Consider the following 21,270-nt stretch of genomic DNA (forward strand, 5'->3'; position numbering starts at 1 on the left):
GAAGTCGCGTTGGTACGACTCTTGTGACGTCGCGGGGTGCTGTAGCGAAATTGTACCCTGCGGGGGCTCGGGCAGAGCTTCAAAATCGACAGGCGATGGATGCGACGCCTACGATGCCTGTAGTTGTAGTCCATGATCCGCCCACTTTACCTAAACCGCCGCAACGTCACCCTTGATTAGACCATCCGGTCTACCCCATCTGACACCAAAGACACGCCATTGGCAGGAGGACCAATCCGATGACCGAAGCCTATATCTACGACGCGATCCGCACGCCGCGCGGCAAGGGCCGCAGGGACGGTGCGCTGCACGAGGTGACCTCGTTGCGCCTGTCGACCCTGACCCTGAACGCGCTGAAAGAGCGTAACAACATCGACGGCCACGTGGTCGAGGATGTGATCTGGGGCAACGTCACGCAGGTGATGGAACAGGGCGGCAACCTCGCGCGGACCGCCGTGCTGGCGTCGGATCTGGATGAAGCGATCCCCGGCATCGCCATCAACCGCTTCTGCGCCTCCGGTCTGGAAGCGGTGAACATCGCAGCCAACCAGGTGCGCGGCGGGGCGGGTGACGGTTACATCGCGGGCGGTGTCGAGATGATGGGCCGTGTCGCCATGGGCTCCGATGGTGCCGCCATCGCGGCAGACCCTTCGATTGCCATGGAAAGCTACTTTGCCCCCCAAGGCATCGGCGCGGACCTGATCGCAACGGAATATGGATTCTCCCGCGATGACGTTGACCAGTATTCGGTCGAAAGCCAGCGCCGCGCGAAAGAGGCGTGGGATGACAAGCGGTTCGAAAAGTCAGTCATTACCGTCAAGGACCAGAACGGCCTGCCGATCCTCGATCACGACGAATACATGCGTCCTCAGACCGACATGCAGTCTCTGGGCAGCCTTAACCCCGCTTTTGAAGCCATGGGCAAGGTCATGCCCGGCTTCGACAAGGTGGCGCTGATGAAGTACCCGCACCTTGAGCGCATCAACCACGTCCACCACGCCGGCAACTCCTCCGGCATCGTGGACGGCGCGGCAGCGCTTTTGATTGGCAACAAGGAACTGGGCGAAAAGCTGGGCATCAAGCCCCGCGCGCGCATCAAGTCCACCGCCAAGATCGGCACCGATCCCACCATCAACCTGACCGGCCCCGTGCCCGTCACCGAAAAAATCCTGCGCGACAATGGCATGAACATCGGCGACATCGACCTGTTCGAAGTCAACGAAGCCTTCGCCGCCGTCGTCCTGCGTTTCCTGCAGGCTTTTGACGTCGACCACGGCAAGGTGAACGTGAACGGCGGTGCCATCGCTATGGGCCACCCGCTAGGAGCTACAGGTGCCATGATCCTCGGCACGCTGCTGGACGAGATGGAGCGGACCGACAAGGAAACCGGCCTTGCCACCCTCTGCGTTGCCTCCGGCATGGGTGCCGCCACAATCATCGAACGCGTGTAAGGAGCGAAACCAATGGCTGATTTCACACTCACCAAAGACGCCGAAGGCATCGCCACCATCACATGGGACGTGCCGGGCAAGACCATGAACGTCATGTCCTTCGAAGGGCTGGAGTTGCTCAACGACATGATCGACGACGTGCTGGCCGATGACGACGTCAAGGGCGTCGTGATCACCTCCGGCAAGGACACCTTCGCTGGCGGCATGGACCTGAACCTGCTTGCCAAGATGAAGGAGGAGGCGGGCGACAACCCCGCCAAGGGCCTGTTCGAAGGCACGATGAAAATGCACGGTCTGCTGCGCAAGATCGAGCGCGCGGGCATGGACCCCAAGACCAACAAGGGCGGCAAACCGATTGCCGCTGCCCTGCCCGGCACCGCGGCTGGCATTGGTCTGGAACTGCCGCTGGCCACGCACCGCACCTTCATCGCCGACAACCCCAAGGCCAAGGTCGGCCTGCCCGAAATCCTGGTTGGCATCTTCCCCGGTGCCGGTGGCACAACGCGCCTCGCACGCAAGTTGGGCGCGATGGACGCCTCGCCCTTCCTGCTGGAAGGCAAGATGGTGTCCCCCGCCAAGGCCAAGGGCAAGCTGGTGGATGAGGTCGTCGCTGACCCCGTTGCTGCCGCCCGTGAATGGGTGCTGAATGCGACCGACGCGGACCTTGTAAAACCGTGGGACCAGAAGGGCTACAAAATGCCCGGCGGTGCCCCCTATCACCCCGCTGGCTTCATGACCTTTGTTGGTGCGGCCGCGATGGTGAATGGCAAGACCCAAGGCGTCTATCCCGCCGCCAAGGCGCTGTTGAGTGCCGTCTATGAAGGCGCGCTTGTGCCCTTCGACACCGCGCTGAAGATCGAAGCGCGCTGGTTCACCAATGTGCTGCTGAACCCCTCCTCCGGTGCTATGATCCGCTCGCTGTTCATTAACAAGGAAGCGCTGGAAAAGGGTGCCGTGCGGCCCCAAGGCATCGAAGACCAACGGGTCAAGAAGCTCGGCGTGCTGGGGGCTGGCCTGATGGGCGCGGGCATTGCCCTCGTCTCCGCTCAGGCGGGTATCGAAGTGGTGCTGATCGACCGCGACCAGGAAAGCGCGGATCGCGGCAAAAACTACTCGGAGAAGTACGTCGAGGGCGGCATCAAACGCGGCAAGACCACGCAGGAAAAGGGCGAAGCGCTCCTGTCCCGCATCACGGCCACACCTGATCTCGACGCCCTCAAAGGCTGCGACCTGATCATCGAAGCCGTATTCGAAGACCCCAAGGTCAAGGCCGAGATCACGCAAAAGGTAGAGGCGATCATCCCCGAGGACTGCATCTTTGCCTCCAACACCTCGACCCTGCCGATCTCGGATCTGGCGAAAGCGTCGAAAAACCAAGAGCAGTTCATCGGCATCCACTTCTTCTCGCCCGTCGAAAAGATGCTGCTGGTCGAGATCATCAAGGGTGCAAACACCGGCGACCGGGCCGTGGCCAAGGCGCTCGACTATGTGCGCCAGATCCGCAAGACACCCATCGTGGTCAACGACGCGCGCTTCTTCTACGCCAACCGCTGCATCATCCCTTACATCAACGAAGGGACGCGGATGGTCACCGAAGGGGTCGAACCTGCGCTGATCGAAAACGCCGCCAAGATGGTCGGCATGCCGCTGGGTCCGCTGCAATTGACGGATGAGACGGCCATTGATCTGGGGGCCAAGATCGCCCGCGCGACCAAGGCGGCCATGGGCGACGCCTATCCCGACAGCCCCTCCGACGACCTGATCTTCTGGATGGAAGAGCTGGGCCGCATGGGCCGCAAGGCGAACGCGGGCTTCTACGACTACGATGAGAAGGGCAAACGCCAGGGCATCTGGCGCGGCGTGCACGACAAGTACCCGCTGATGGACGACCAGCCGGAACTCGGCGAAGTCCAGCATCGCCTGCTCTTCTCCCAAGTCCTCGAAGCTGTCCGCGCGCTGGAAGAAGGCGTGCTGATGGACATCCGAGAAGGCGACGTGGGCGCGATCCTTGGCTGGGGCTTTGCCCCATGGTCCGGTGGCCCGCTCAGCTGGCTCGACATCATTGGCGCGCCTTACGCTGCCGAACGGTGCGACCAGTTGGAAGCCAAGTATGGCGAGCGGTTCAAGTGCCCTGCTCTGCTGCGCGAGATGGCGGAGAAGAACCAGAGCTTCTACGGTCGCTTCGGCCCGGACGCCGCCAAAGCCGCTTAAATGTAGGTTGCGCAGTCTCTGCGCACCGCATCCAAAACACAAAGGGCCGTGCATCGCGCGGCCCTTTTTCTATGCAATCCCGCCCGTTCAGTTGACCCAGAGCAGATAAAGAAGCTCGTGTTCCGGCACGCCGCCCTCGCGGATGGCATCCGGGCGGACACCGTATTTCTGGAACCCCTGCTTTTTGTAGAACGCGATGGCCCGCGCATTGTCCGGCGCCACGGTCAGCTCGATCTGTGCCACGCCGCCTGCGCGCGCCTCGGCCAGCACGCCCTGCATCATCACCCGTGCGGCCCCCGACCCCTGCCGGTCAGGAGTCACGTAGAAAGGCCCCAACTCCGCCCGATGCCGGATGCGCTGTCGTTGCTGGGGGCGATAGCCGCAAAACCCCACAAGCGTCTCGTCCTCGAAAACGCCGCGCATGGCACCAAACTCCAGCATCTGCCGGGCGCGGTCCGTGTCCATTGCAAGCGCTTCGTCCAGCGTGACAAGAAAGCCATTGGGCGCAACCCGCGCCCCTTCCTGCCGCAAGTCCAGCCAGGCGGGCGCATCCTCGCCCGTGAGCGTGCGATATGTGAACATGGTTGTCGGTCCCGATATGCGTGCGTTGCACTTTGTGTACCGACCGACAGCAGGGGTGGGAACATGGACCAAATGAACGGGCAAAGACCAGCCGAAGGCCCGTAGGGTGCGCATTCACTGCGCACAGTCACCGCGGTTTGCGCGTGAACACCATCTTCTGTTCCGCCAGCTTCTCCGGCGCACCTTCCCACGCATAAAACAGAAGCGCGGGCACATGATCGGCAACCGTGATCCGGTGCAACTGCTCCGGCGGGTTGAAGATAAGCGAGCCGGGGCCGTACACGCCCTGATCGTTCTCGGACACGGCACCCGACAGGCAGATATAGCTTTCCGTGATCCCGTCATGGGCGTGCGCCGGATAGGTGCAGGCTGGCGCAAAGAGGACCAGCCCCAGGATCACCTCATGCGTGATCACCGGCCCGCTTGGGCCCACAAGTTCGGCGTAGGCAAACTTGCGTTCCAGCCCGCGCGGCACCTTTTCATAGCCATATTGCCAGGTCAGCCGGTGGCGGATCGCGTCGAGTGAGCGGATAAACGGCGCGTGCCGTTCCATCCGCCCGTTGTCGAGTGCCCGGCGCAGGTGCTTGGTCACGGGTTTGTCCGCAGGCTCGGGAAAGCGCACCTCGGCATTGGCCTTGATCACGCGGTTGATCCGCTCGCGCACGCTGCGCTGGTGGGTCCGGATCTTGGCACTGCCGCCCGCGGACTGGCGGCGATAGAAGTCGTAGCTGTCGCGCAGCACATAGGTCCAGTCCGGGTGGTCAGACAGTCGCGAGGGATGGGTCATGCCGGGCCTGCTGCATAGAGTGTCGGTCCAAACGCACATGGCGTGAAAGTGGTGCAACTGCAATGGGCTGCGCACCCGCGTCCCTGCGGCACGATGCACCAGGTGGGCGTGCCCGAAACCTGCGCCCTTGCATTTGTGCAAATCGGGTTGCATCCGCGACGACGCGCAAGAGCCCCCCGTTGCCCCTAGGATCACCCAGACGGCAGGAGGAGGCAAACCGATGACAGACACACAGCCTGTCCCCATGGGGACAGAACCGCTTGGCAGCGGCGGCCTGATCGCCTCGCGCATGGGGCTGGGCACGATGACATTCGGGGTTGAGACGGCGGCGGCGGACGCCCACCGCCAGCTTGATCTGTTCGTGGACCGGGGCGGCACCATGATCGACACGGCCGATGGCTACGGCGCAGGCGCATCCGAGACCATCATTGGCGAGTGGGGTCGCGCACGGGGCGGGGTGGAGGACCTGATCATCGCCACCAAGGGCCGCTTTGCACCAGTACCCGGCAGCGCGGGCGCGTCGCGCCGCAGCCTTGTCCGGTCGATCGACGCCAGCCTGAAACGACTGCAGGTCGAGGCGATTGACCTCTATTACGTGCACGGCTGGGATCCGCGTACCGACATCACAGACACGCTTGGCGCGCTGGCCAACCTGCGCGCGGCGGGCAAGCTGCACCACGTGGGCTGGTCAAACCTGAGCGCGTGGCAGTTGCAAAAGCTGCTGTCTGTCGCCGACCAGTACAACCTGCCAAAACCCATCGCCGTGCAACCGCAATACAACCTGCTGGAACGCGGGATCGAACTGGAGCTTATGCCGTGCTGTCTTGAGGCGGACATCTCACTGGTGCCCTGGTCTCCGCTGGGCGGTGGCTGGCTGACCGGCAAGTACAAGGCCGACGCGCGACCATCAGGTGCAACGCGGCTGGGCGAAGATCCGAAGCGCGGCGTGGAAGCCTATGACCTGCGCAACACCGAACGCACATACACCGTGCTCGACGCCGTGTCACAGGTCGCGCAAGAAACAGGGCGCCCGGCAGCCCATGTTGCGCTGGCCTGGCTTGGGGCACGGCCCGGTGTTGCCTCTGTCCTGCTGGGCGCACGCACGGTCACGCAGTTACAAGACAATCTGAACGCCGCCGATCTTGCGCTGACTGACGCACAGATGCAGACCCTGACCTCCGCCTCAGCGCTGTCTGGCCTGCCCTACCCCTACAACTTCCTGCGAGATTGGTGCGGCATGGATATCTGGACCCGTTTGGGCACGTGAGACTGCCCTCCGCATCCTGCCACTCTCTCGACAACTGGAAAGCATGCAGGATGCAGAGCCGAGTGGGCGCGCGACTCCAGGTCGCGCGCCCACCATTCGTATCAGGCTGCGTTGAACAAGGTCTGATCCTCGACCTTCATGCACTCCACCAGAAACGCCGCAGCGCGCGGGGGCAGAACCTCGTATCCCGGTTCCAGTGCGCCCACAGTGCCAATCGGTTGAGGGTCGCGCGGGCAATGAACAAGCGCCCCACCCTCGGCATAAACAACCTGCTCGTCGGCGAAAACCAATGTCACGACCTCGATCCGGGTCCGCGGTGTCACACGGCAAATGCCGCGATAGCCGTCCAAGGCACGGGCAGACAGCACGGCAAAGGGATCGCCCAGCGCATCACAAGCCGCATCGCTTTCCACCAGCACCGGCTGATCCGGCAGCAGCTCAAGATCGGAGGAATTGCCAATCGCCCCCGCAGGGACAAAGACCGAATGATAGGCGGCGGGCACGGTGGCCTCGGCTGTCCAGAACGTGTCCCGGCGCACATCGACAAGCGGTTGAAGGCCCGCATCAAAGGTCAGGACCAGATCACCGGGTGCCAATGCCTCGACCGCGCGCCAGCCCATAGCCGTCGCAACCCGCGTTCCGGCCAGCAACCCCTGGGTGGTCATCAGCCCACCGTCCCAGGCGGCCGACATTTCGGGCATACGTCGCGGTGCGTCCATTTTCATCCATCCAAACATATCATCCATCCCCATGGTGCAGCGCTGGCAGCGCGCCGGTTTGCATTCGATAGCTACAATTGAAGCGATTCCCACGGCCAAGACGGGTCGTGAACGAGGCCGAATTTGGGCATTGGCCACGCGGTTGTCGTCAATTGTGGCGCGCGTGACGCATTGATCGAAAAACGTGAACAGTTTTCGTCAAATGCGAGAGGATTTGACCTGTCAGTCGAACCTGTAGTCGAATCTCTCGATGTCTTCCGCGCACGCGTCCGCCACTGCGGACCGGCTGGCGTCTGTATAATAGCCACGGTGGTCCGCATCGCGCCGAGACGCATTGGCCTGTGGCAACGCCAGTTCAAAGCCGAGATGATCCCAAAGCGGGGCCGCATCCGTCTGAAACTGCTCCAGCCGGATATAGAGATCACAGCGCTCGTGCCCTTGGGCGTCTGTCATGTAGTGGCGCGCGGGGCTCGACTTCATGGACGACCGCGTGTGTGCGGAGCAGGCAAAGTCGGTGAAGTCCAATTGCTGCGCCAGTGCTACCGCCGGATGGTTGAACTCCTGATCGCGCAGCCAGTGATAGTAGCTGACCATCCGGTCCCAGGGGTTGCGCACGAGGGTGAAGGCGAAAAACCCATCAAGGCTAGGCACTAGCCCGTCGATGTCAGCCATGGTGGAGTGTTTCCACAGCCGCCCGTGCGTCTTGGTCCCCTGCACGCGCCGGCGGCGTTTCAACGCCTTGGGCGTGTCGCCCAGCATGATGTCATCCTTCATCGCCCGGTCTTCGAGGGCGAGGGCCATTGCCGTGCCACCGGTCTTGGGGGCGTGGATGAAAACGTAGTTGCGGCCGGTGCTGAGGATCATATGGGGCACACTAGCAACGATGCGGTTCCTGTCCACGCCATTTGACCTGCACCCCAAGGGCCGGGCACCCAGCCCGGCCAGCGCCCGCCCGACCTCCCCCCGGAGGGCGGGCGCTACATCAACATCTGCGCTGAACGAATATGCGCCGCGCGCGGATACGGGTCACGTTGTAGAACGGCCCTCCGGGTCGGTCGGGCGCTGTCCTGCATCCTTGCTCCGCACCGCGATGATCACTCCTGCCAGTACGATCAGAGCAATCCCCGCCCCCTGCATCCACGTGACCGGCTGACCCAGCAGCCACCAGCCAAAGAAGGGGCCGAAGATCATCACCGAATACTCGAACACCGCCACATGGCTGGCCTCACCCAACTGATAGGCGCGGTTCAGAAGGCTCACGCCCAGCACGGAGCCAAAGACTTGAAGGAGAAGGTAGGGCCACGCCTCGTCCATCGGCCAGACCCAGCCGCGGGTGAGGAAGGCGATGCCGCCCGCGCCGACCTCGGGTTGCAGGGCTGTGATGGCAACGAGGGCCACCGTACCCAGCGCGCCCTGCGCCACGAAGATGCCAAGGAGCAGGGTCAGCGTGCTTTCGCCTTCGCAGAGCGCCCGTGTCGCCACGACGCCCGAGGCGTAGAGCATCCCGCCCAGCACCGGTAGAACGATCACCCAGCCTAGGCTGCCGCCCGAGGGGCCGAGGACCACGAGGATGCCCAGGAACCCGACGGCCACCGCAATGATCCGCCACGGCCCGATCCGCTGGCGCAGGACAAACGCGGTGAGCAGCAGCACGAAGATCGGCGAGGTGAAGAGCCCCGCCAGCGCCATGGCGATGGGCATGAAGGCGAGCGCGCCGAAATAGCAGAACATGCCTGTCGCGATCAGAGTGGAGCGAAAGGTCACCGCCCCGACCCTGCGGGGACGCACCGTGCCGAAGCCCATGGCCGACAGCGCCAGCACGATCGGGGCCGCCAGCAAAAGCCGCATGATCAGGAACTGCCAGAGCGAGATCGTCTGCGCGATCACCGCCACGTAGATGTCGATGGCCCCGATCACCGCCATGGCGCCAACCATGTTCAGCGCAGCCGATGTCGGGCGGTGAGATGCGGTGGGCGTCATCTGGTCTTTCCATTGGTTGCGCCACTCGCCATAACGGCGCAACATCACTGCGCATTGCGTCATGGGGAGGACAGATATGGGTTGGATGGCAGATGAAACGGGCCTGGGCAAGACGCCTGCGAACTGTGTCCCGTTGACGCCCTTGTCGCATTTACAGCGCGCGGCCTCGGTCTTTGCCGAGCGGACGGCGGTGATCTATGGTGCGCATCGCGTGACTTATGCGGAATATCACGCGCGCTGTTCGCGTCTGGCCTCGGGCCTGATTGGGCTTGGCGTGCGGCCCGGCGATGTCGTCGCGACGCTTCTTCCCAACCTGCCCGCGCAGGCTGAGGCGCATTTTGGCGTGCCCGCCTGCGGAGCGGTGCTGAACACCATCAACACCCGGCTTGATGTGGATACCGTTGCCTACATCTTCGACCATGGCGGGGCGAAGGTCGTGCTGGTGGATCCGCAGTTTCTGGAGTTGGCGGAAGCCGCCGCCGAAGCGATGGAAGGTGCTGCGCCGACCTTGATCGAATGTCCGGACCCACATGCCGGCTTCCCGGCGTCGGGGCGGTATCAAACCTATGACGGTCTGTTGGCATCAGGCGATCCATCCTTTGAGTGGATCATGCCCGAGGACGAGTGGGAGAGCCTATCGCTGAACTATACCTCGGGCACGACGGGGCGGCCAAAGGGCGTGGTGTATCATCACCGCGGGGCCTATCTGATGACGATGGGCACCGTGGTGTCGTGGCGCATGGTGCTGCACCCGGTGTTCATGGCGATTGTTCCGCTGTTTCACTGCAACGGTTGGAACCACACCTGGATGATGCCCTTGGTCGGTGGCACGCTGGTCTGCTGCCGGGATGTGACGGCGACGGCCATCTACAACGCCATCCATTACGATGGCGTGACACATTTCGGTGGCGCGCCGATTGTTTTGAACATGATCGTGAACGCACTGGACGAGGACCGACGGACCTTTGACCACCGGGTCGAGGTGTTCACCGCAGGCGCACCCCCTGCCCCCGCGACGCTGGCGAAGATCGAGGCGTTGGGGTTCAACGTCACGCAGGTCTATGGGCTGACCGAGACCTATGGCCACGTGACCGAGTGCCTTTGGAAGAGCGCGTGGGACGGGGCCGAGGATACGGCGGCGATCAAGGCGCGGCAGGGTGTGGCCTTCCCGATGATGGAGCATATTACCGTTATGGACGGCGACATGGGCCAAGTGCCGATGGACAGTGCGACGCAGGGTGAAATCATGATCCGTGGAAACTCGGTCATGAAGGGGTATCTGAAGAACCCGGAGGCAACGGAGGAAGCATTTGCCGGAGGGTATTTCCATTCTGGCGACATCGCGATCCAGCATCCTGATGGCTATATCCAGATCGCAGACCGGGCCAAGGACATCATCATTTCGGGGGGCGAGAACATCAGCTCCGTCGAGGTGGAGGGCGTGCTGATGGCGCATCCGGATGTGAACCTTGCCGCCGTTGTTGCCAAGCCGGACGAGAAATGGGGCGAGGTGCCCTGTGCCTTTGTCGAGTTGAAACCCGGCACCGCGCCGAGTGAAGCGGATTTGATCGCGTTTTCCCGCGAGACATTGGCGGGGTTCAAAGCGCCAAAGAAGGTTGTGTTTCAGGAACTGCCCAAGACTTCGACCGGGAAAATCCAGAAGTTCGAGTTGCGCAAAACTGCGGCTGATTTGTAGCCGGGTTGCAGTCAGAACCTGTCCCCGCGGGATTTGTCCCCGCGGGATTTGTCCCCGCGGGGACAAGGCGTTCTGAGGCTTTGCCCGATCTTAGCCGTTTTGTGATTTATATGTTAATTCAATACTTTGAGGCATCGCACGGTTCGCTTACCGAATTTCCATGAAAAATTAACATGCTGACGGCCAAGGGCCTTCGGTTGGCGGGTATGCACCAAACGCTCTTGGTAGTCCCTGTGCATACGCCCATGTAGGATGGGTGCAGAAAGGGATCGATGATGAGCCTTGATGACGCCCCTGCCCCGCCGGGCTACCGTATTGACGTGGTGCCATTGCCGCATCCGGTGCGTATCTTTCACAATGACATCCTGTTGGCCGAGACGACCCGTGCGCGGGCCATGTACGAGACCCGGCTGCCTGTTGCGATCTACGTGCCGCGCGAGGATATCTGCGTGCCAATGGGGCCGAAGACGGACCTTCAAACCTTTTGCCCGTTCAAGGGAACCGCAAGCTATCATGATGTGCTGTTGGACACCGGCACCATTGAGAACGGTGTGTGGAGCTATGTCTCGGCCCTACCCGAGAGCAAGGGGATACAGGGCTATGTCGGTTTCATGCCCAGTGCTGCGACCCGAGTTGATCTGGGCGAGAATGAGTTCCGGACGGGTAGTGATCCGAGCATCACAGGGCCGCTGGTCGATTGGTTGATGCGCGAGGCGGGCACATTGCCCGACCCCGAGACCTTTACCCGTACCGTGGCCACCAAGATGCGCGAGAACGGGATTGCCGTGTCGCGCATGTCGATCCTGATCTGGTCGCTGCATCCGATGATTGCGGGCAAGAACTACATCTGGCGGGCGGATACGGACGAGGTGCGGACCTTCAGCCCCTCCTACGACATCCACCAGTTTCCGGGCTTTGTGAACAGCCCGCTTCAGCATGTGTCGAACTGCTTGGGCGGGGTGCGGCAGCGCTTGGCGGATACCGACGAGGCATCGCGCTTTCCCATCATGGACGATCTGCGGGCCGAGGGTGCGACGGACTATGTCGCGATGCCCCTACCCTTTTCCGATGGGCGAACAAATGTGCTGACGCTGACGTCGGACCATCCGGATGGGTTCACGACCGAGAACCTTGGGCTGGTCTTTGAGTGTGCGACCGTCATCAGCCGGTATTACGAGGTGTTCATGCAGCGCGAGAATGCGCAGGCACTGCTTGAGACTTACGTGGGCAAGCGATCCGGTGCGCGGGTGCTGGGCGGAGAGATCCGGCGCGGGGATGGGGACGAGATTGATGCGGCGATCATGTTCTGTGATCTGCGCGGCTCGACCCGCTTGGAGCAGGAATTGCCGCGCGATGAATACATCGCGCTGTTGAATGCGTTTCTTGAGATCACTTCGACCATCGTGGATCAGCGCGGGGGCGAGGTGTTGAAGTTCATTGGCGACGCGGTGCTGGCGGTGTTCCCGGCGGGTGAGGATGCGGCGGCGGCCTGCGCAGCGGCCTTGGATGCGGCGCGGGCCATTGTGGATCAGGTGGCGGGCGACGCCGTGACGGCCCAGACCGCCTGCGCCATCGGTATCGCCTTTGGCAGCGTGACCTATGGCAATATCGGGTCGAGCACGCGTTTGGACTTTACCGTCATTGGGTTGGCTGCAAACGTGGCTGCGCGGCTGTGCGATGCGGGCAAAGGCCATGATCGCGCGATCATGGTCACCGATGAGGTGGCGGCGGGCCAGACCGGGCTTGCCGATCTGGGCCCTGTGGAGTTGCGCGGGCTGAGTGCGCCCGTGCATGTGTTTGGCGACGCCTCGCAAGGCGGATCTTGATCCGCCTAGCCCTTGGCGTACCCGATGGTCTGCAGCGCATCCTTGATCTCGTCCAGGATGGCCGGATCGTCGATGGTGGCGGGCATCTTGTACGCTTCGTTGTCCGCGATTTTCACGACCGTGCCGCGCAGGATTTTACCCGAGCGTGTCTTGGGCAGACGGTCCACAACGACCGCCTGTTTGAAGGCCGCAACAGGGCCGATCTGGTCGCGTACCCGTTTGACGCATTCCGTGACGATCTCATCATGGGCGCGGTCCACGCCGGAGGTCAGGCAGAGAAGGCCCACGGGGCTTTGCCCCTTGAGTTGGTCGCTGACCCCGATCACCGCGCATTCGGCGACGTCCGGGTGGCCTGCCAGCACTTCCTCCATCGCACCGGTCGACAGCCGGTGGCCTGCCACGTTGATGACGTCATCGGTGCGCGCCATGATGTAGAGGTAGCCGTCTTCGTCCATCATGCCCGCATCGCCGGTCTCGTAATAGCCGGGGAAGGTGTTGAGGTAGGATTTAATGAAGCGTTCCTCGGCATTCCACAGCGTGGGCAGCGTGCCGGGGGGCAGCGGCAGTTTGACCGCGATGGCGCCAAGCTCGCCGGGCGCGACGGGGTGGCCAGCATCGTCGAGGATCTGCACGTCGTATCCGGGCATGGCGACCGTGGGGGACCCGATTTTCACCGGCAGCGCTTCGAGCCCCGCAGGATTGCCCGCAATGGTGTAGCCGGTTTCGGTCTGCCACCAGTGGTCGTAGACCGGCACGCCCAGAAGCTCGCCCGCCCATTCGATCGTGTCGGGGTCGGCACGTTCACCGGCAAGGTAGAGCGCGCGCAGGCCCGACAGGTCGTATTTGGCGCGGTATTCGCCTTTGGGGTCCTCGCGCTTGACCGCACGGATAGCGGTGGGCGCGGTGAAGAAGGATTTGACGTCGTGTTCTTCGATCACACGCCAGAAGGTGCCTGCGTCGGGAGTGCCGACCGGCTTGCCCTCGAACACGATTGTGGTGTTGCCGTGGATCAGCGGCGCGTAGCAGATGTAGGAATGGCCCACGACCCAGCCCACATCGGAGGCGGCCCAGAACACTTCACCGGGGTTCATCTGGTAGATGTTTTTCATGGTCCAGTTGAGGGCCACGAGGTGACCGGCCGTGGCCCGAACGACGCCTTTCGGCGCACCGGTCGTGCCGGAGGTGTAGAGGATGTAAGCCGGGTGGTTGCCTGCAACTGGCACACAGTCGGCAGGTGTGACGCCTTGCTGCGCTTCGTGCCAGTCCACGTCGCGGGGGCCGAGATCGCAGGGGCACTGATCGCGTTGCAGGATCAGGCACACATCGGGTGTGTGATCCGCGAGGTCGATGGCGCCGTCGAGGAGCGGCTTGTATTCAACCGTCCGCCCCGGTTCGAGACCGCAGGAGGCCGCGATGATCGCCTTGGGCGTGCAGTCGTCGATGCGCACGGCAAGCTCGTTGGCCGCAAAGCCACCGAACACGACCGAGTGGATGGCACCGATGCGCGCACAGGCCAGCATGGCAACCAGCGCTTCGGGCACCATGGGCATGTAGATGATGACCCGGTCGCCCATCGCCACGCCTTGGGCCGTCAGTGCACCGGCAAGCGATGCCACCTGCCCTTGCAGCTCAGCATAGGAGGTCTTGGACTTCGCGCCGGTGATGGGGCTGTCGTAGATAATCGCCGTCTGGTCGCCGCGCCCGGCTTCCACGTGCCTGTCCACCGCATTCCAGCAGGTGTTCACTTCCGTCTCTGCGAACCATTCATAAAGATGCTCGCCCCGCTGGCTCAGCGCCTTGGTCGGGGGTTTGATCCAGTCGATGGCCTGAGCCGCCTGCATCCACCACCCTTCTGGATCGGCTTTCCAGCTGTCATATTCCGCGCGATAGCCCATGGCCCGTACTCCTCCGTCATAATCCTGCGCAGGGTTACGCGGCGACAGGCAGGAGGGGCAAGAGCCGTGAGCGCCAACAGTGGCAGAATATCACGTTGGCAGGGACAATTTGTCAGTCATTGCTGTCCAGACGCCCGCAGCCGAACAGTGGACGGTACGTTTGGGACAGCCATGGCCGTTCCTGTATTGCACGCATGACATGGCCTATTCGGAGCCCGGCCCAGTGCACCTGATAAGCGACAGAGGCCAGAAAGGTACCGCAGTGATCCGGATCATCCTGATCCCTGCCCTAAAAATTGCTGCGGTCGCGGTTGTAGGTGTCGATCAGCGCGGTTTCGCAATCTGCGCGGTTGCCCGGAATACAGCTCACGCGCTCGGCTCCGACCTGAATGGTCATACGCGAATAGGTGCTGCCATCGGCACGCTGAAATTGTCGGGTGATGGTCGGGTACGTCTCGCCACGGGCGGTGAAGGTGCCGGTTGTCTCGGACACGGTTTCGCTACAGGCGGCAAGACCAAGCAGGCAGATGGAAAAAAGGGATAGGGACTTCATGGCGCGTCGGGCTCCTATGACGGTATTACTCCCATATAGGCGCACCAGTGCGGGGTTCACGCCACCCTCTTCCCTGTTTCAAAAAATCCCGGGGGAGGCCGCAGGCCGGGGGCAGAGCCCCCGACGATCATCGTGGCCGATCAGCCATAGTGTGCGACTGGCGTGCCCGCGACGGCGGACATGTTCAAAAGCCCGCGGGCCGTGATTGAGGGTGATACGATATGGGCGCGGTTGCCCATGCCCATGAGGATCGGACCCACTTCCAGTCCGCCGCCCTTCATCTTCAGAATGTTGCGCACGCCCGATGCCGCATCGGCATGGGCGAAGACCAGCACGTTGGCGGCCCCTTCCATCCGGTTACCAGGAAACAGGCGGTCGCGCAGTTCGGGATCAAGGGCAGTGTCGATGTTCATCTCGCCCTCATAGCAGAAGTCATGGCCTTGAGCGTCCAGCATCCGGATCGCCTCGCGCAGGCGATTGCCCGACCCGTTGCCCTGGTTGCCGAACTGGCTTTGCGAGCAGAAGGCGATCTTGGGTTCGATCCCGAAACGGCGCACGTGGCGGGCAGCGCCCACTGCGATCTCGGCAATCTGGTTGGGATCCGGATGCAGGTGAACCTGCGTGTCCGCAACAAAGAGAGGCCCATCTTCCAGGATCATCATACTCAGCGCACCGACGGGATTATAGCTATCTCTACCAAGGACTTGCGTGACATAATTCAGATGCCACCTGAACTCGCCGAACGTGCCGCAGATCAGGCTGTCGGCCTCGTCCCGGTGCACCATGACGGCACCAATAGCCGTGGTGTTGGTCCGCATGATCGCGCGCGCAATATCGGGTGTTCCGCCGCGGCGGGACATCAGGTCGTGATAGGTGCCCCAGTAGTCGCGGTAACGTGGATCATTTTCGGGGTTCACGAGATCGACACTGTCACCCAGCTTGATCGTCAGTCCGGCCCGCGCGATGCGCGCCTCGATCACCTCGGGCCGTCCGATCAGTATGGGCCGTTCGGTGGTTTCCTCGACCATGGCTTGGGCTGCACGCAGCACCCGCTCGTCCTCGCCTTCGGCAAAGACGATGCGGCGCGCCTTGGCCCGCGCGGCCTCGAAAACCGGACGCATGAGGAGCGCCGACTTGAAGACAGAACCGTCGAGGGACGTCTTGTAAGCATCGAGGTCCGCGATGGGACGCTGTGCCACGCTTGTCTCCATCGCGGCCTTGGCCACGGCGGAACTGACGACGCCCACAAGGCGCGGATCAAAGGGTTTTGGGATCAGGTACTCGGGGCCGAAGGTCAGTTGCTCCCCCTGATAGGCGGCGGCAGCCTCGGCACTGGTGGTGGCGCGTGCCAGGGCTGCGATACCGTCGATGCACGCGAGTTGCATTTCATCGTTGATCGTTGTCGCACCGACGTCGAGCGCGCCACGGAAGATGAAGGGAAAGCACAAAACGTTGTTGACCTGGTTTGGGAAGTCGCTGCGTCCCGTGGCGATGATGGCATCGGGGGCGACACTGCGCGCATCATCTGGCAGGATTTCAGGGGTCGGGTTGGCAAGGGCGAAGATGATGGGCTGCTTGTTCATCTTGGCCACATGATCCGGCTTCAGAACACCGGGACCGGAGAGGCCGAGGAAGAGGTCCGCGCCGTCGATCACGTCATCGAGCGTACGTTTGTCCGTGGCTTGGGCAAAAGCGGCCTTGGCCGGGTTCATGTCCTCTGTCCGGCCTTCGTAGACGAGGCCATGGATGTCGCAGAGCCAGATGTTTTCCCGTTTGACCCCAAGTTTGAGCAGCATGTTGAGGCAGGCAATGCCCGCTGCGCCGCCGCCCGTAGACACAATCTTGATGTCTTCGAACTGCTTTCCGGCGACGTGCAGTGCGTTCTTGGCCGCAGCCCCGACAACGATGGCCGTGCCATGCTGGTCGTCGTGGAAGACGGGGATGTTCATGCGCTCGCGGCACAGTTTTTCGACGATAAAACAGTCCGGTGCTTTGATATCTTCAAGGTTGATGGCGCCAAAGGTAGGTTCGAGTGCGCAGACGATGTCGGCCAGTTTTTCCGGATCGCTTTCATTCACCTCGATGTCGAAGCAGTCGATGGAGGCGAATTTCTTGAAGAGCACCGCCTTGCCCTCCATCACCGGCTTGGAGGCGAGCGCGCCGATATTGCCGAGGCCGAGGACGGCTGAACCATTCGAGACCACCGCCACAAGGTTGCCGCGCGCGGTGTAGCGGGCGGCATTGGACGGATCATCTTTTATCTCTATGCAGGCTTCGGCCACGCCGGGGGAGTAGGCACGCGCCAAGTCACGCCCGTTTGCCATCGGCTTAGTTGCCCGGATTTCGAGTTTTCCGGGCTTGGGGAATTCGTGGTAAGCGAGCGCTGCGTCCCGCAAGTTCGGTGTGTCGGACATGGATTCCCCCCTTGAGCCATTCAAATTTGGTTTAGCGTTAAACTATTTTCAATGGCGCGCCAATTGACGTTTGGTCACACACCCGGCTCGCGCACGTGCAGACGGCCAGAGACCGTGCAACATGTCTGACCAGGATCGCGGTTTTATTGAGTGGTCAAGCTGGCGCCCTTTGGCTAGGGTCGGGGTCCGGAAATGAGGGTATCAATGGACGAGCTGAAAGCGGCGGCGCTGAAGGTGCGGGAAAATGCGCATGCGCCCTATTCGAATTTCAAGGTGGGCGCGGCGTTGCGGGCCGAGGATGGCACCGTGTTTGTCGGCTGCAATGTTGAAAACGTAGCATATCCCGAAGGTACATGTGCAGAAGCCGGAGCCATTGCAGCCATGGTCGCCGCAGGACAGAACCGGATTACCGAGGCCTACGTCGTCGCAGGCAGCCCCATGCCAGTGACACCGTGCGGTGGGTGCCGTCAGAAGCTGGCTGAATTCGGTGCAGGTGATGTTCGGGTCACCATGGCCACAACTGGTGGTGTCGAGCAGGTGATGACCCTGGCCGAGCTCTTGCCCGGCGCGTTTGGAGCCGCACATATGGACGGTGACGCATGAGCGACGCGCGATCGATTATCGCCAAGCTGCGCCAGCGTCAGACGCCATCGCGGGACGAATTGGCGTGGTTTGCCCAAGGGCTGGCCGATGGGTCCGTCAGCGATGCGCAGGCCGGTGCCTTTGCCATGGCCGTATGTTTGAACGGTCTGGGCGATGTGGGGCGCGTAGCCCTAACCATCGCCATGCGCGACAGTGGTCAGGTGCTGGATTGGCAGTTGGATGGCCCTGTGCTGGACAAGCATTCGACCGGCGGGGTCGGCGACTGCGTGAGCCTTGTGCTTGCCCCTGCCCTTGCCGCCTGCGGTGCCTATGTCCCGATGATTTCGGGCCGCGGGCTGGGGCATACCGGCGGGACGCTGGACAAGCTCGATGCCATTCCGGGTGTGTCGACACAACTGAGCGACCGCAGGCTGCGGGATGTGATGGCCCGGGCTGGATGCGCTATCGTTGGTGCAACGGCCACGGTCGCGCCTGCGGACAAGCGGCTTTATGCGATCCGTGATGTTACGGCGACGGTCGAGAGTATGGATCTGATCACCGCCTCCATCCTGTCAAAGAAGCTGGCCGCCGGGCTGGATGGCTTGGTGCTGGACGTCAAGGTCGGCTCTGGCGCCTTTATGAAAGACGCACAGGATGCCCGCGATCTGGCCGACGCGCTGGTCAAGACCGCCAATGCTGCTGGATGCAAGACCACGGCTCTGATCACTGACATGTCGCAGCCCTTGGCCCCTGCCCTTGGCAATGCGCTTGAGGTGGCGGAAGTCATGCGCGTCCTGACCGGTTCGGCGCAAGGGCCGCTGGTCGAGATTTGTGCCGCGCTGGGTGGCATCCTGTTGTCGAATGGCGGGCTGGCCAAGGACGTGCAAAGCGGTGCCGACGCCATCGTAGGCGCCATCGCGGATGGGCGCGCGGCAGAGCGGTTCGGCACCATGATCGCGGCGATGGGTGGACCGATGCAGTTTGTCGAGAATTGGTCGCGCTTTTTGCCCGAAGCGACTGTCATTCTTGAGATTGTCGCGCCGTCCTCCGGATATGTCACTGCCATCGACGGTGAGGCTCTTGGCTTGGCCGTTGTCGATATGGGTGGCGGACGCAAAGTGGAAAGCGATGTGATCAACCCCGCTGTCGGCCTGTCGGATGTGGCACGCTTGGGCACCAAGGTCGCCAAGGGCCAGCCGCTTTGCGTGATCCATGCGGCCCGCTTTGCTGATGCGGACCGTGCGGAGGCCGCTGTGCGGGCGGCGATCCGAATGGGACCGCAACCCAAGCCTGCGCCAGACCTGATTGCGGAACGGATCGGCTGATGGCGCGCGCGTTTCTTGTCGTCATGGATTCGGTGGGCATTGGCGGGGCCCCTGATGCGGGCGACTATTTCAATGGCGACGTGCCGGACACGGGCGCGAACACCGTGGGTCACATTGCCGACGCCTGTGCCGCAGGTCGGGCCGAACAGGGGCGCAGCGGGCCCTTGGCGGTGCCGCATCTGGAACAGCTTGGTCTGTTCGAGGCCATGGCGCTTGCACATGATCGGGACGGAAAACAGGGTCCATGGGGTGCCGCAACGGAGGTGTCCCGAGGCAAGGATACGCCCTCGGGTCATTGGGAACTGGCAGGCGTGCCCGTGCCATGGGATTGGCACTACTTTCCGGACGCCACACCGGCCTTTCCCGACGCTGTGGTCGATGCCGTGTGCAGCGCCGCGGGAACGGATGGCATACTTGGGAATTGTCACGCTTCGGGCACCACGATCATTGCAGAGCTTGGCGCGGAGCATGTGCGGACCGGCCGGCCCATCTGCTACACCTCTGCCGACAGCGTATTTCAGATCGCGGCGCATGAAGCGCATTTCGGGCTGGAGCGTTTGCTGGACATTTGCCGTGCCGTGGCCCCGGTGCTGCATGAGATGCGCGTCGGTCGCGTGATCGCGCGCCCCTTTGTCGGGTCAGAAGGTGCGTTTGAACGCACCGTCAATCGCCGCGATTTTGCCATCACCCCGCCCGCGCCGATCCTGACGAACTGGGTGCAGGATGCGGGGCGCCGCGTTTACGGCGTAGGCAAGGTGGGCGACATCTTTTCCATGCAGGGCTTTGACGAGGTGCGCAAAGGGGCCGACGTTGAACTGATGCATCATCTGTCCGACCTCGTGGATGATACCGCTGACGGCAGCCTGACATTTGCCAATTTCGTGGAGTTCGACAGCCTATATGGTCACCGTCGGGATGTGTCGGGTTATGCCCGTCATCTGGAATGGTTCGATGCGCAGATCGGACGAATCTTGCCGCGTTTGCGTGAGAGCGATTTGCTGGTTCTGACAGCCGATCATGGCAATGACCCCACTTGGGTCGGTACCGACCACACTCGCGAGCGGGTGCCGGTGCTGGTGCAAGGCGGTGGTCAAGGTCCGCTGGGTCTGATGGGGTTTCAGGATGTCGCCCATCTGGTCGCGCGCCATCTCGGGGTATCACCAAAATGAGCGCCTAAAGGCGCAAACGATTTCTTGGCGCTGACGCGCGTTGGGGCGCTGCCCCAAGCCCAGAGGTATTTCCGGCCAGAAGAAATGGGTATTGTCGATAGGGTCCGGGCCGGGCAGAAGGAGGTATCACCGAGGAGCTGCCCCATGTCCGATCACCTGACTGTCGTCGACCACCCGCTTGTGCAACACAAGCTGACCATCATGCGAGACAAGGCGACGCCGACAGCGGTGTTCCGACAGCTTTTGCGCGAGATTTCACAACTTCTTGCCTATGAGGTGACACGCGGGTTGCCGATGACCACGAAACGGATCGAAACGCCAATGCAGGCGATGGATGCGCCCACGCTTGATGGGAAGAAGCTGGCGCTGATCTCGATCCTGCGGGCAGGCAACGGGCTGTTGGACGGGGTGCTGGAGTTGATCCCTTCGGCGCGCGTTGGCTTTGTCGGGCTGTATCGGGATGAGGAGACGCTTCAGCCGGTGGAGTATTATTTCAAGGTGCCCGAAGCGCTGGAGGATCGTTTGGTGATCGCTGTTGATCCGATGCTGGCCACCGGTAACTCGTCGGCAGCGGCCATCGACAAGCTGAAGGAGGCTGGCGCGACCAACATTCGTTTTTTGTGCCTGCTGGCCGCGCCTGAGGGAATCGCCCGGATGAAGGAAGCCCATCCAGACGTGCCTATCGTGACCGCAGCCGTTGACGACCAGTTGAACGACATCGGCTACATCGTACCGGGCCTTGGCGATGCGGGTGATCGGATGTTTGGCACCAAATAGCGGTCATCGCCGCTTTACTCAGCGTCGGGGTTCGGG

The 21,270-nt window shown here is 62.5% G+C and carries 17 protein-coding genes; 9 read left to right on the forward strand and 8 right to left on the reverse strand.

Annotated features, from left to right (window positions below; all coding sequences use genetic code 11):
* Positions 1–239: 239 nt before the first annotated feature.
* Positions 240–1,451 carry an acetyl-CoA C-acetyltransferase gene (locus RA29_RS03415; RefSeq protein ID WP_039682926.1) on the forward strand — a complete coding sequence of 404 codons (1,212 nt, stop codon included), beginning with the start codon at positions 240–242 and terminating at the stop codon, positions 1,449–1,451.
* Positions 1,452–1,463: 12 nt separating this feature from the next.
* Positions 1,464–3,662 (forward strand): 3-hydroxyacyl-CoA dehydrogenase NAD-binding domain-containing protein, encoded by a 2,199-nt coding sequence (locus RA29_RS03420; protein WP_039682927.1) that lies wholly within the window; start codon positions 1,464–1,466, stop codon positions 3,660–3,662.
* A gap of 87 nt (positions 3,663–3,749) precedes the next feature.
* Here the strand turns inward: RA29_RS03420 and RA29_RS03425 are convergent, their stop codons facing one another.
* Together RA29_RS03425 and RA29_RS03430 are read right to left on the reverse strand one after the other, a co-directional pair.
* Entirely contained in the window at positions 3,750–4,244 is a 495-nt protein-coding gene (locus RA29_RS03425; RefSeq protein WP_039682928.1) for a GNAT family N-acetyltransferase, read from the reverse strand.
* Positions 4,245–4,371: 127 nt separating this feature from the next.
* A complete protein-coding gene (locus RA29_RS03430) occupies positions 4,372–5,031 on the reverse strand; it encodes a dimethylsulfonioproprionate lyase family protein (RefSeq protein WP_039682929.1) in 660 nt (219 codons plus the stop codon).
* Positions 5,032–5,251: 220 nt separating this feature from the next.
* Here RA29_RS03430 and RA29_RS03435 point away from each other — a divergent pair, with 220 nt between their 5' ends.
* On the forward strand, positions 5,252–6,298 hold the full coding sequence (locus RA29_RS03435; RefSeq protein WP_206540134.1) for an aldo/keto reductase: 1,047 nt from the start codon (positions 5,252–5,254) through the stop codon (positions 6,296–6,298).
* Positions 6,299–6,399: 101 nt separating this feature from the next.
* Here RA29_RS03435 and RA29_RS03440 read toward each other — a convergent pair whose 3' ends face one another.
* The 3 genes from RA29_RS03440 to RA29_RS03450 form a co-directional block, all read right to left on the reverse strand.
* Positions 6,400–7,017, reverse strand: coding sequence for a Hint domain-containing protein (locus RA29_RS03440; protein WP_193743452.1), 618 nt, complete (start codon positions 7,015–7,017; stop codon positions 6,400–6,402).
* 222 nt (positions 7,018–7,239) lie between these two features.
* Complete coding sequence (locus tag RA29_RS03445; protein ID WP_039682934.1) at positions 7,240–7,881, reverse strand: sulfotransferase family 2 domain-containing protein; 642 nt, start codon at positions 7,879–7,881, stop codon at positions 7,240–7,242.
* 162 nt (positions 7,882–8,043) lie between these two features.
* Positions 8,044–9,042, reverse strand: a complete 999-nt coding sequence (locus RA29_RS03450; RefSeq protein WP_241462540.1) for a DMT family transporter — start codon at positions 9,040–9,042, stop codon at positions 8,044–8,046.
* 31 nt (positions 9,043–9,073) lie between these two features.
* On the opposite strand from RA29_RS03450, the gene RA29_RS03455 reads away from it, so the two are divergent.
* Both RA29_RS03455 and RA29_RS03460 read left to right on the forward strand, forming a co-directional pair.
* Entirely contained in the window at positions 9,074–10,693 is a 1,620-nt protein-coding gene (locus tag RA29_RS03455; RefSeq protein WP_039682936.1) for an AMP-binding protein, read from the forward strand.
* Between the two features lie 275 nt (positions 10,694–10,968).
* A complete protein-coding gene (locus RA29_RS03460) occupies positions 10,969–12,519 on the forward strand; it encodes a DUF427 domain-containing protein (protein ID WP_039683904.1) in 1,551 nt (516 codons plus the stop codon).
* Positions 12,520–12,524: 5 nt separating this feature from the next.
* Here RA29_RS03460 and RA29_RS03465 read toward each other — a convergent pair whose 3' ends face one another.
* From RA29_RS03465 to RA29_RS03475, 3 genes are all read right to left on the reverse strand, one after another.
* Positions 12,525–14,414, reverse strand: a complete 1,890-nt coding sequence (locus RA29_RS03465) for a propionyl-CoA synthetase (RefSeq protein WP_039682938.1) — start codon at positions 14,412–14,414, stop codon at positions 12,525–12,527.
* A 289-nt stretch (positions 14,415–14,703) separates the two neighbouring features.
* Positions 14,704–14,967: a hypothetical protein gene (locus RA29_RS03470; protein ID WP_039682940.1), complete on the reverse strand. Its 264-nt coding sequence runs from the start codon at positions 14,965–14,967 to the stop codon at positions 14,704–14,706.
* 140 nt (positions 14,968–15,107) lie between these two features.
* Positions 15,108–17,381 (reverse strand): NADP-dependent malic enzyme, encoded by a 2,274-nt coding sequence (locus RA29_RS03475; protein WP_039682942.1) that lies wholly within the window; start codon positions 17,379–17,381, stop codon positions 15,108–15,110.
* 204 nt (positions 17,382–17,585) lie between these two features.
* Here RA29_RS03475 and RA29_RS03480 point away from each other — a divergent pair, with 204 nt between their 5' ends.
* The 4 genes from RA29_RS03480 (at position 17,586) to upp (ending at position 21,234) form a co-directional block, all read left to right on the forward strand.
* Positions 17,586–17,984: a cytidine deaminase gene (locus RA29_RS03480; RefSeq protein ID WP_039682944.1), complete on the forward strand. Its 399-nt coding sequence runs from the start codon at positions 17,586–17,588 to the stop codon at positions 17,982–17,984.
* Entirely contained in the window at positions 17,981–19,288 is a 1,308-nt protein-coding gene (locus tag RA29_RS03485) for a thymidine phosphorylase (protein WP_039682946.1), read from the forward strand. The genes RA29_RS03480 and RA29_RS03485 overlap by 4 nt, the downstream gene beginning before the upstream one ends.
* Positions 19,288–20,457: a phosphopentomutase gene (locus RA29_RS03490; protein WP_039682948.1), complete on the forward strand. Its 1,170-nt coding sequence runs from the start codon at positions 19,288–19,290 to the stop codon at positions 20,455–20,457. The genes RA29_RS03485 and RA29_RS03490 overlap by 1 nt, the downstream gene beginning before the upstream one ends.
* 144 nt (positions 20,458–20,601) lie before the next feature.
* Positions 20,602–21,234: a uracil phosphoribosyltransferase gene (gene upp, locus RA29_RS03495; protein WP_039682950.1), complete on the forward strand. Its 633-nt coding sequence runs from the start codon at positions 20,602–20,604 to the stop codon at positions 21,232–21,234.
* The last annotated feature ends 36 nt before the right edge of the window (positions 21,235–21,270 follow it).

The organism is Tateyamaria sp. ANG-S1, from assembly GCF_000814025.1.
Lineage (GTDB): Bacteria > Pseudomonadota > Alphaproteobacteria > Rhodobacterales > Rhodobacteraceae > Tateyamaria.

Excerpts from the sequence above, each read along its gene's own strand:
- RA29_RS03415 (WP_039682926.1), top strand. The coding sequence starts at position 240 with ATGACCGAAGCCTATATCTACGACGCGATCCGCACGCCGCGCGGCAAG.
- RA29_RS03420 (WP_039682927.1), top strand. The coding sequence starts at position 1,464 with ATGGCTGATTTCACACTCACCAAAGACGCCGAAGGCATCGCCACCATC.
- RA29_RS03425 (WP_039682928.1), bottom strand. The coding sequence starts at position 4,244 with ATGTTCACATATCGCACGCTCACGGGCGAGGATGCGCCCGCCTGGCTG.
- RA29_RS03430 (WP_039682929.1), bottom strand. The coding sequence starts at position 5,031 with ATGACCCATCCCTCGCGACTGTCTGACCACCCGGACTGGACCTATGTG.
- RA29_RS03435 (WP_206540134.1), top strand. The coding sequence starts at position 5,252 with ATGACAGACACACAGCCTGTCCCCATGGGGACAGAACCGCTTGGCAGC.
- RA29_RS03440 (WP_193743452.1), bottom strand. The coding sequence starts at position 7,017 with ATGGACGCACCGCGACGTATGCCCGAAATGTCGGCCGCCTGGGACGGT.
- RA29_RS03445 (WP_039682934.1), bottom strand. The coding sequence starts at position 7,881 with ATGATCCTCAGCACCGGCCGCAACTACGTTTTCATCCACGCCCCCAAG.
- RA29_RS03450 (WP_241462540.1), bottom strand. The coding sequence starts at position 9,042 with ATGTTGCGCCGTTATGGCGAGTGGCGCAACCAATGGAAAGACCAGATG.
- RA29_RS03455 (WP_039682936.1), top strand. The coding sequence starts at position 9,074 with ATGGGTTGGATGGCAGATGAAACGGGCCTGGGCAAGACGCCTGCGAAC.
- RA29_RS03460 (WP_039683904.1), top strand. The coding sequence starts at position 10,969 with ATGAGCCTTGATGACGCCCCTGCCCCGCCGGGCTACCGTATTGACGTG.
- RA29_RS03465 (WP_039682938.1), bottom strand. The coding sequence starts at position 14,414 with ATGGGCTATCGCGCGGAATATGACAGCTGGAAAGCCGATCCAGAAGGG.
- RA29_RS03470 (WP_039682940.1), bottom strand. The coding sequence starts at position 14,967 with ATGAAGTCCCTATCCCTTTTTTCCATCTGCCTGCTTGGTCTTGCCGCC.
- RA29_RS03475 (WP_039682942.1), bottom strand. The coding sequence starts at position 17,381 with ATGTCCGACACACCGAACTTGCGGGACGCAGCGCTCGCTTACCACGAA.
- RA29_RS03480 (WP_039682944.1), top strand. The coding sequence starts at position 17,586 with ATGGACGAGCTGAAAGCGGCGGCGCTGAAGGTGCGGGAAAATGCGCAT.
- RA29_RS03485 (WP_039682946.1), top strand. The coding sequence starts at position 17,981 with ATGAGCGACGCGCGATCGATTATCGCCAAGCTGCGCCAGCGTCAGACG.
- RA29_RS03490 (WP_039682948.1), top strand. The coding sequence starts at position 19,288 with ATGGCGCGCGCGTTTCTTGTCGTCATGGATTCGGTGGGCATTGGCGGG.
- upp (WP_039682950.1), top strand. The coding sequence starts at position 20,602 with ATGTCCGATCACCTGACTGTCGTCGACCACCCGCTTGTGCAACACAAG.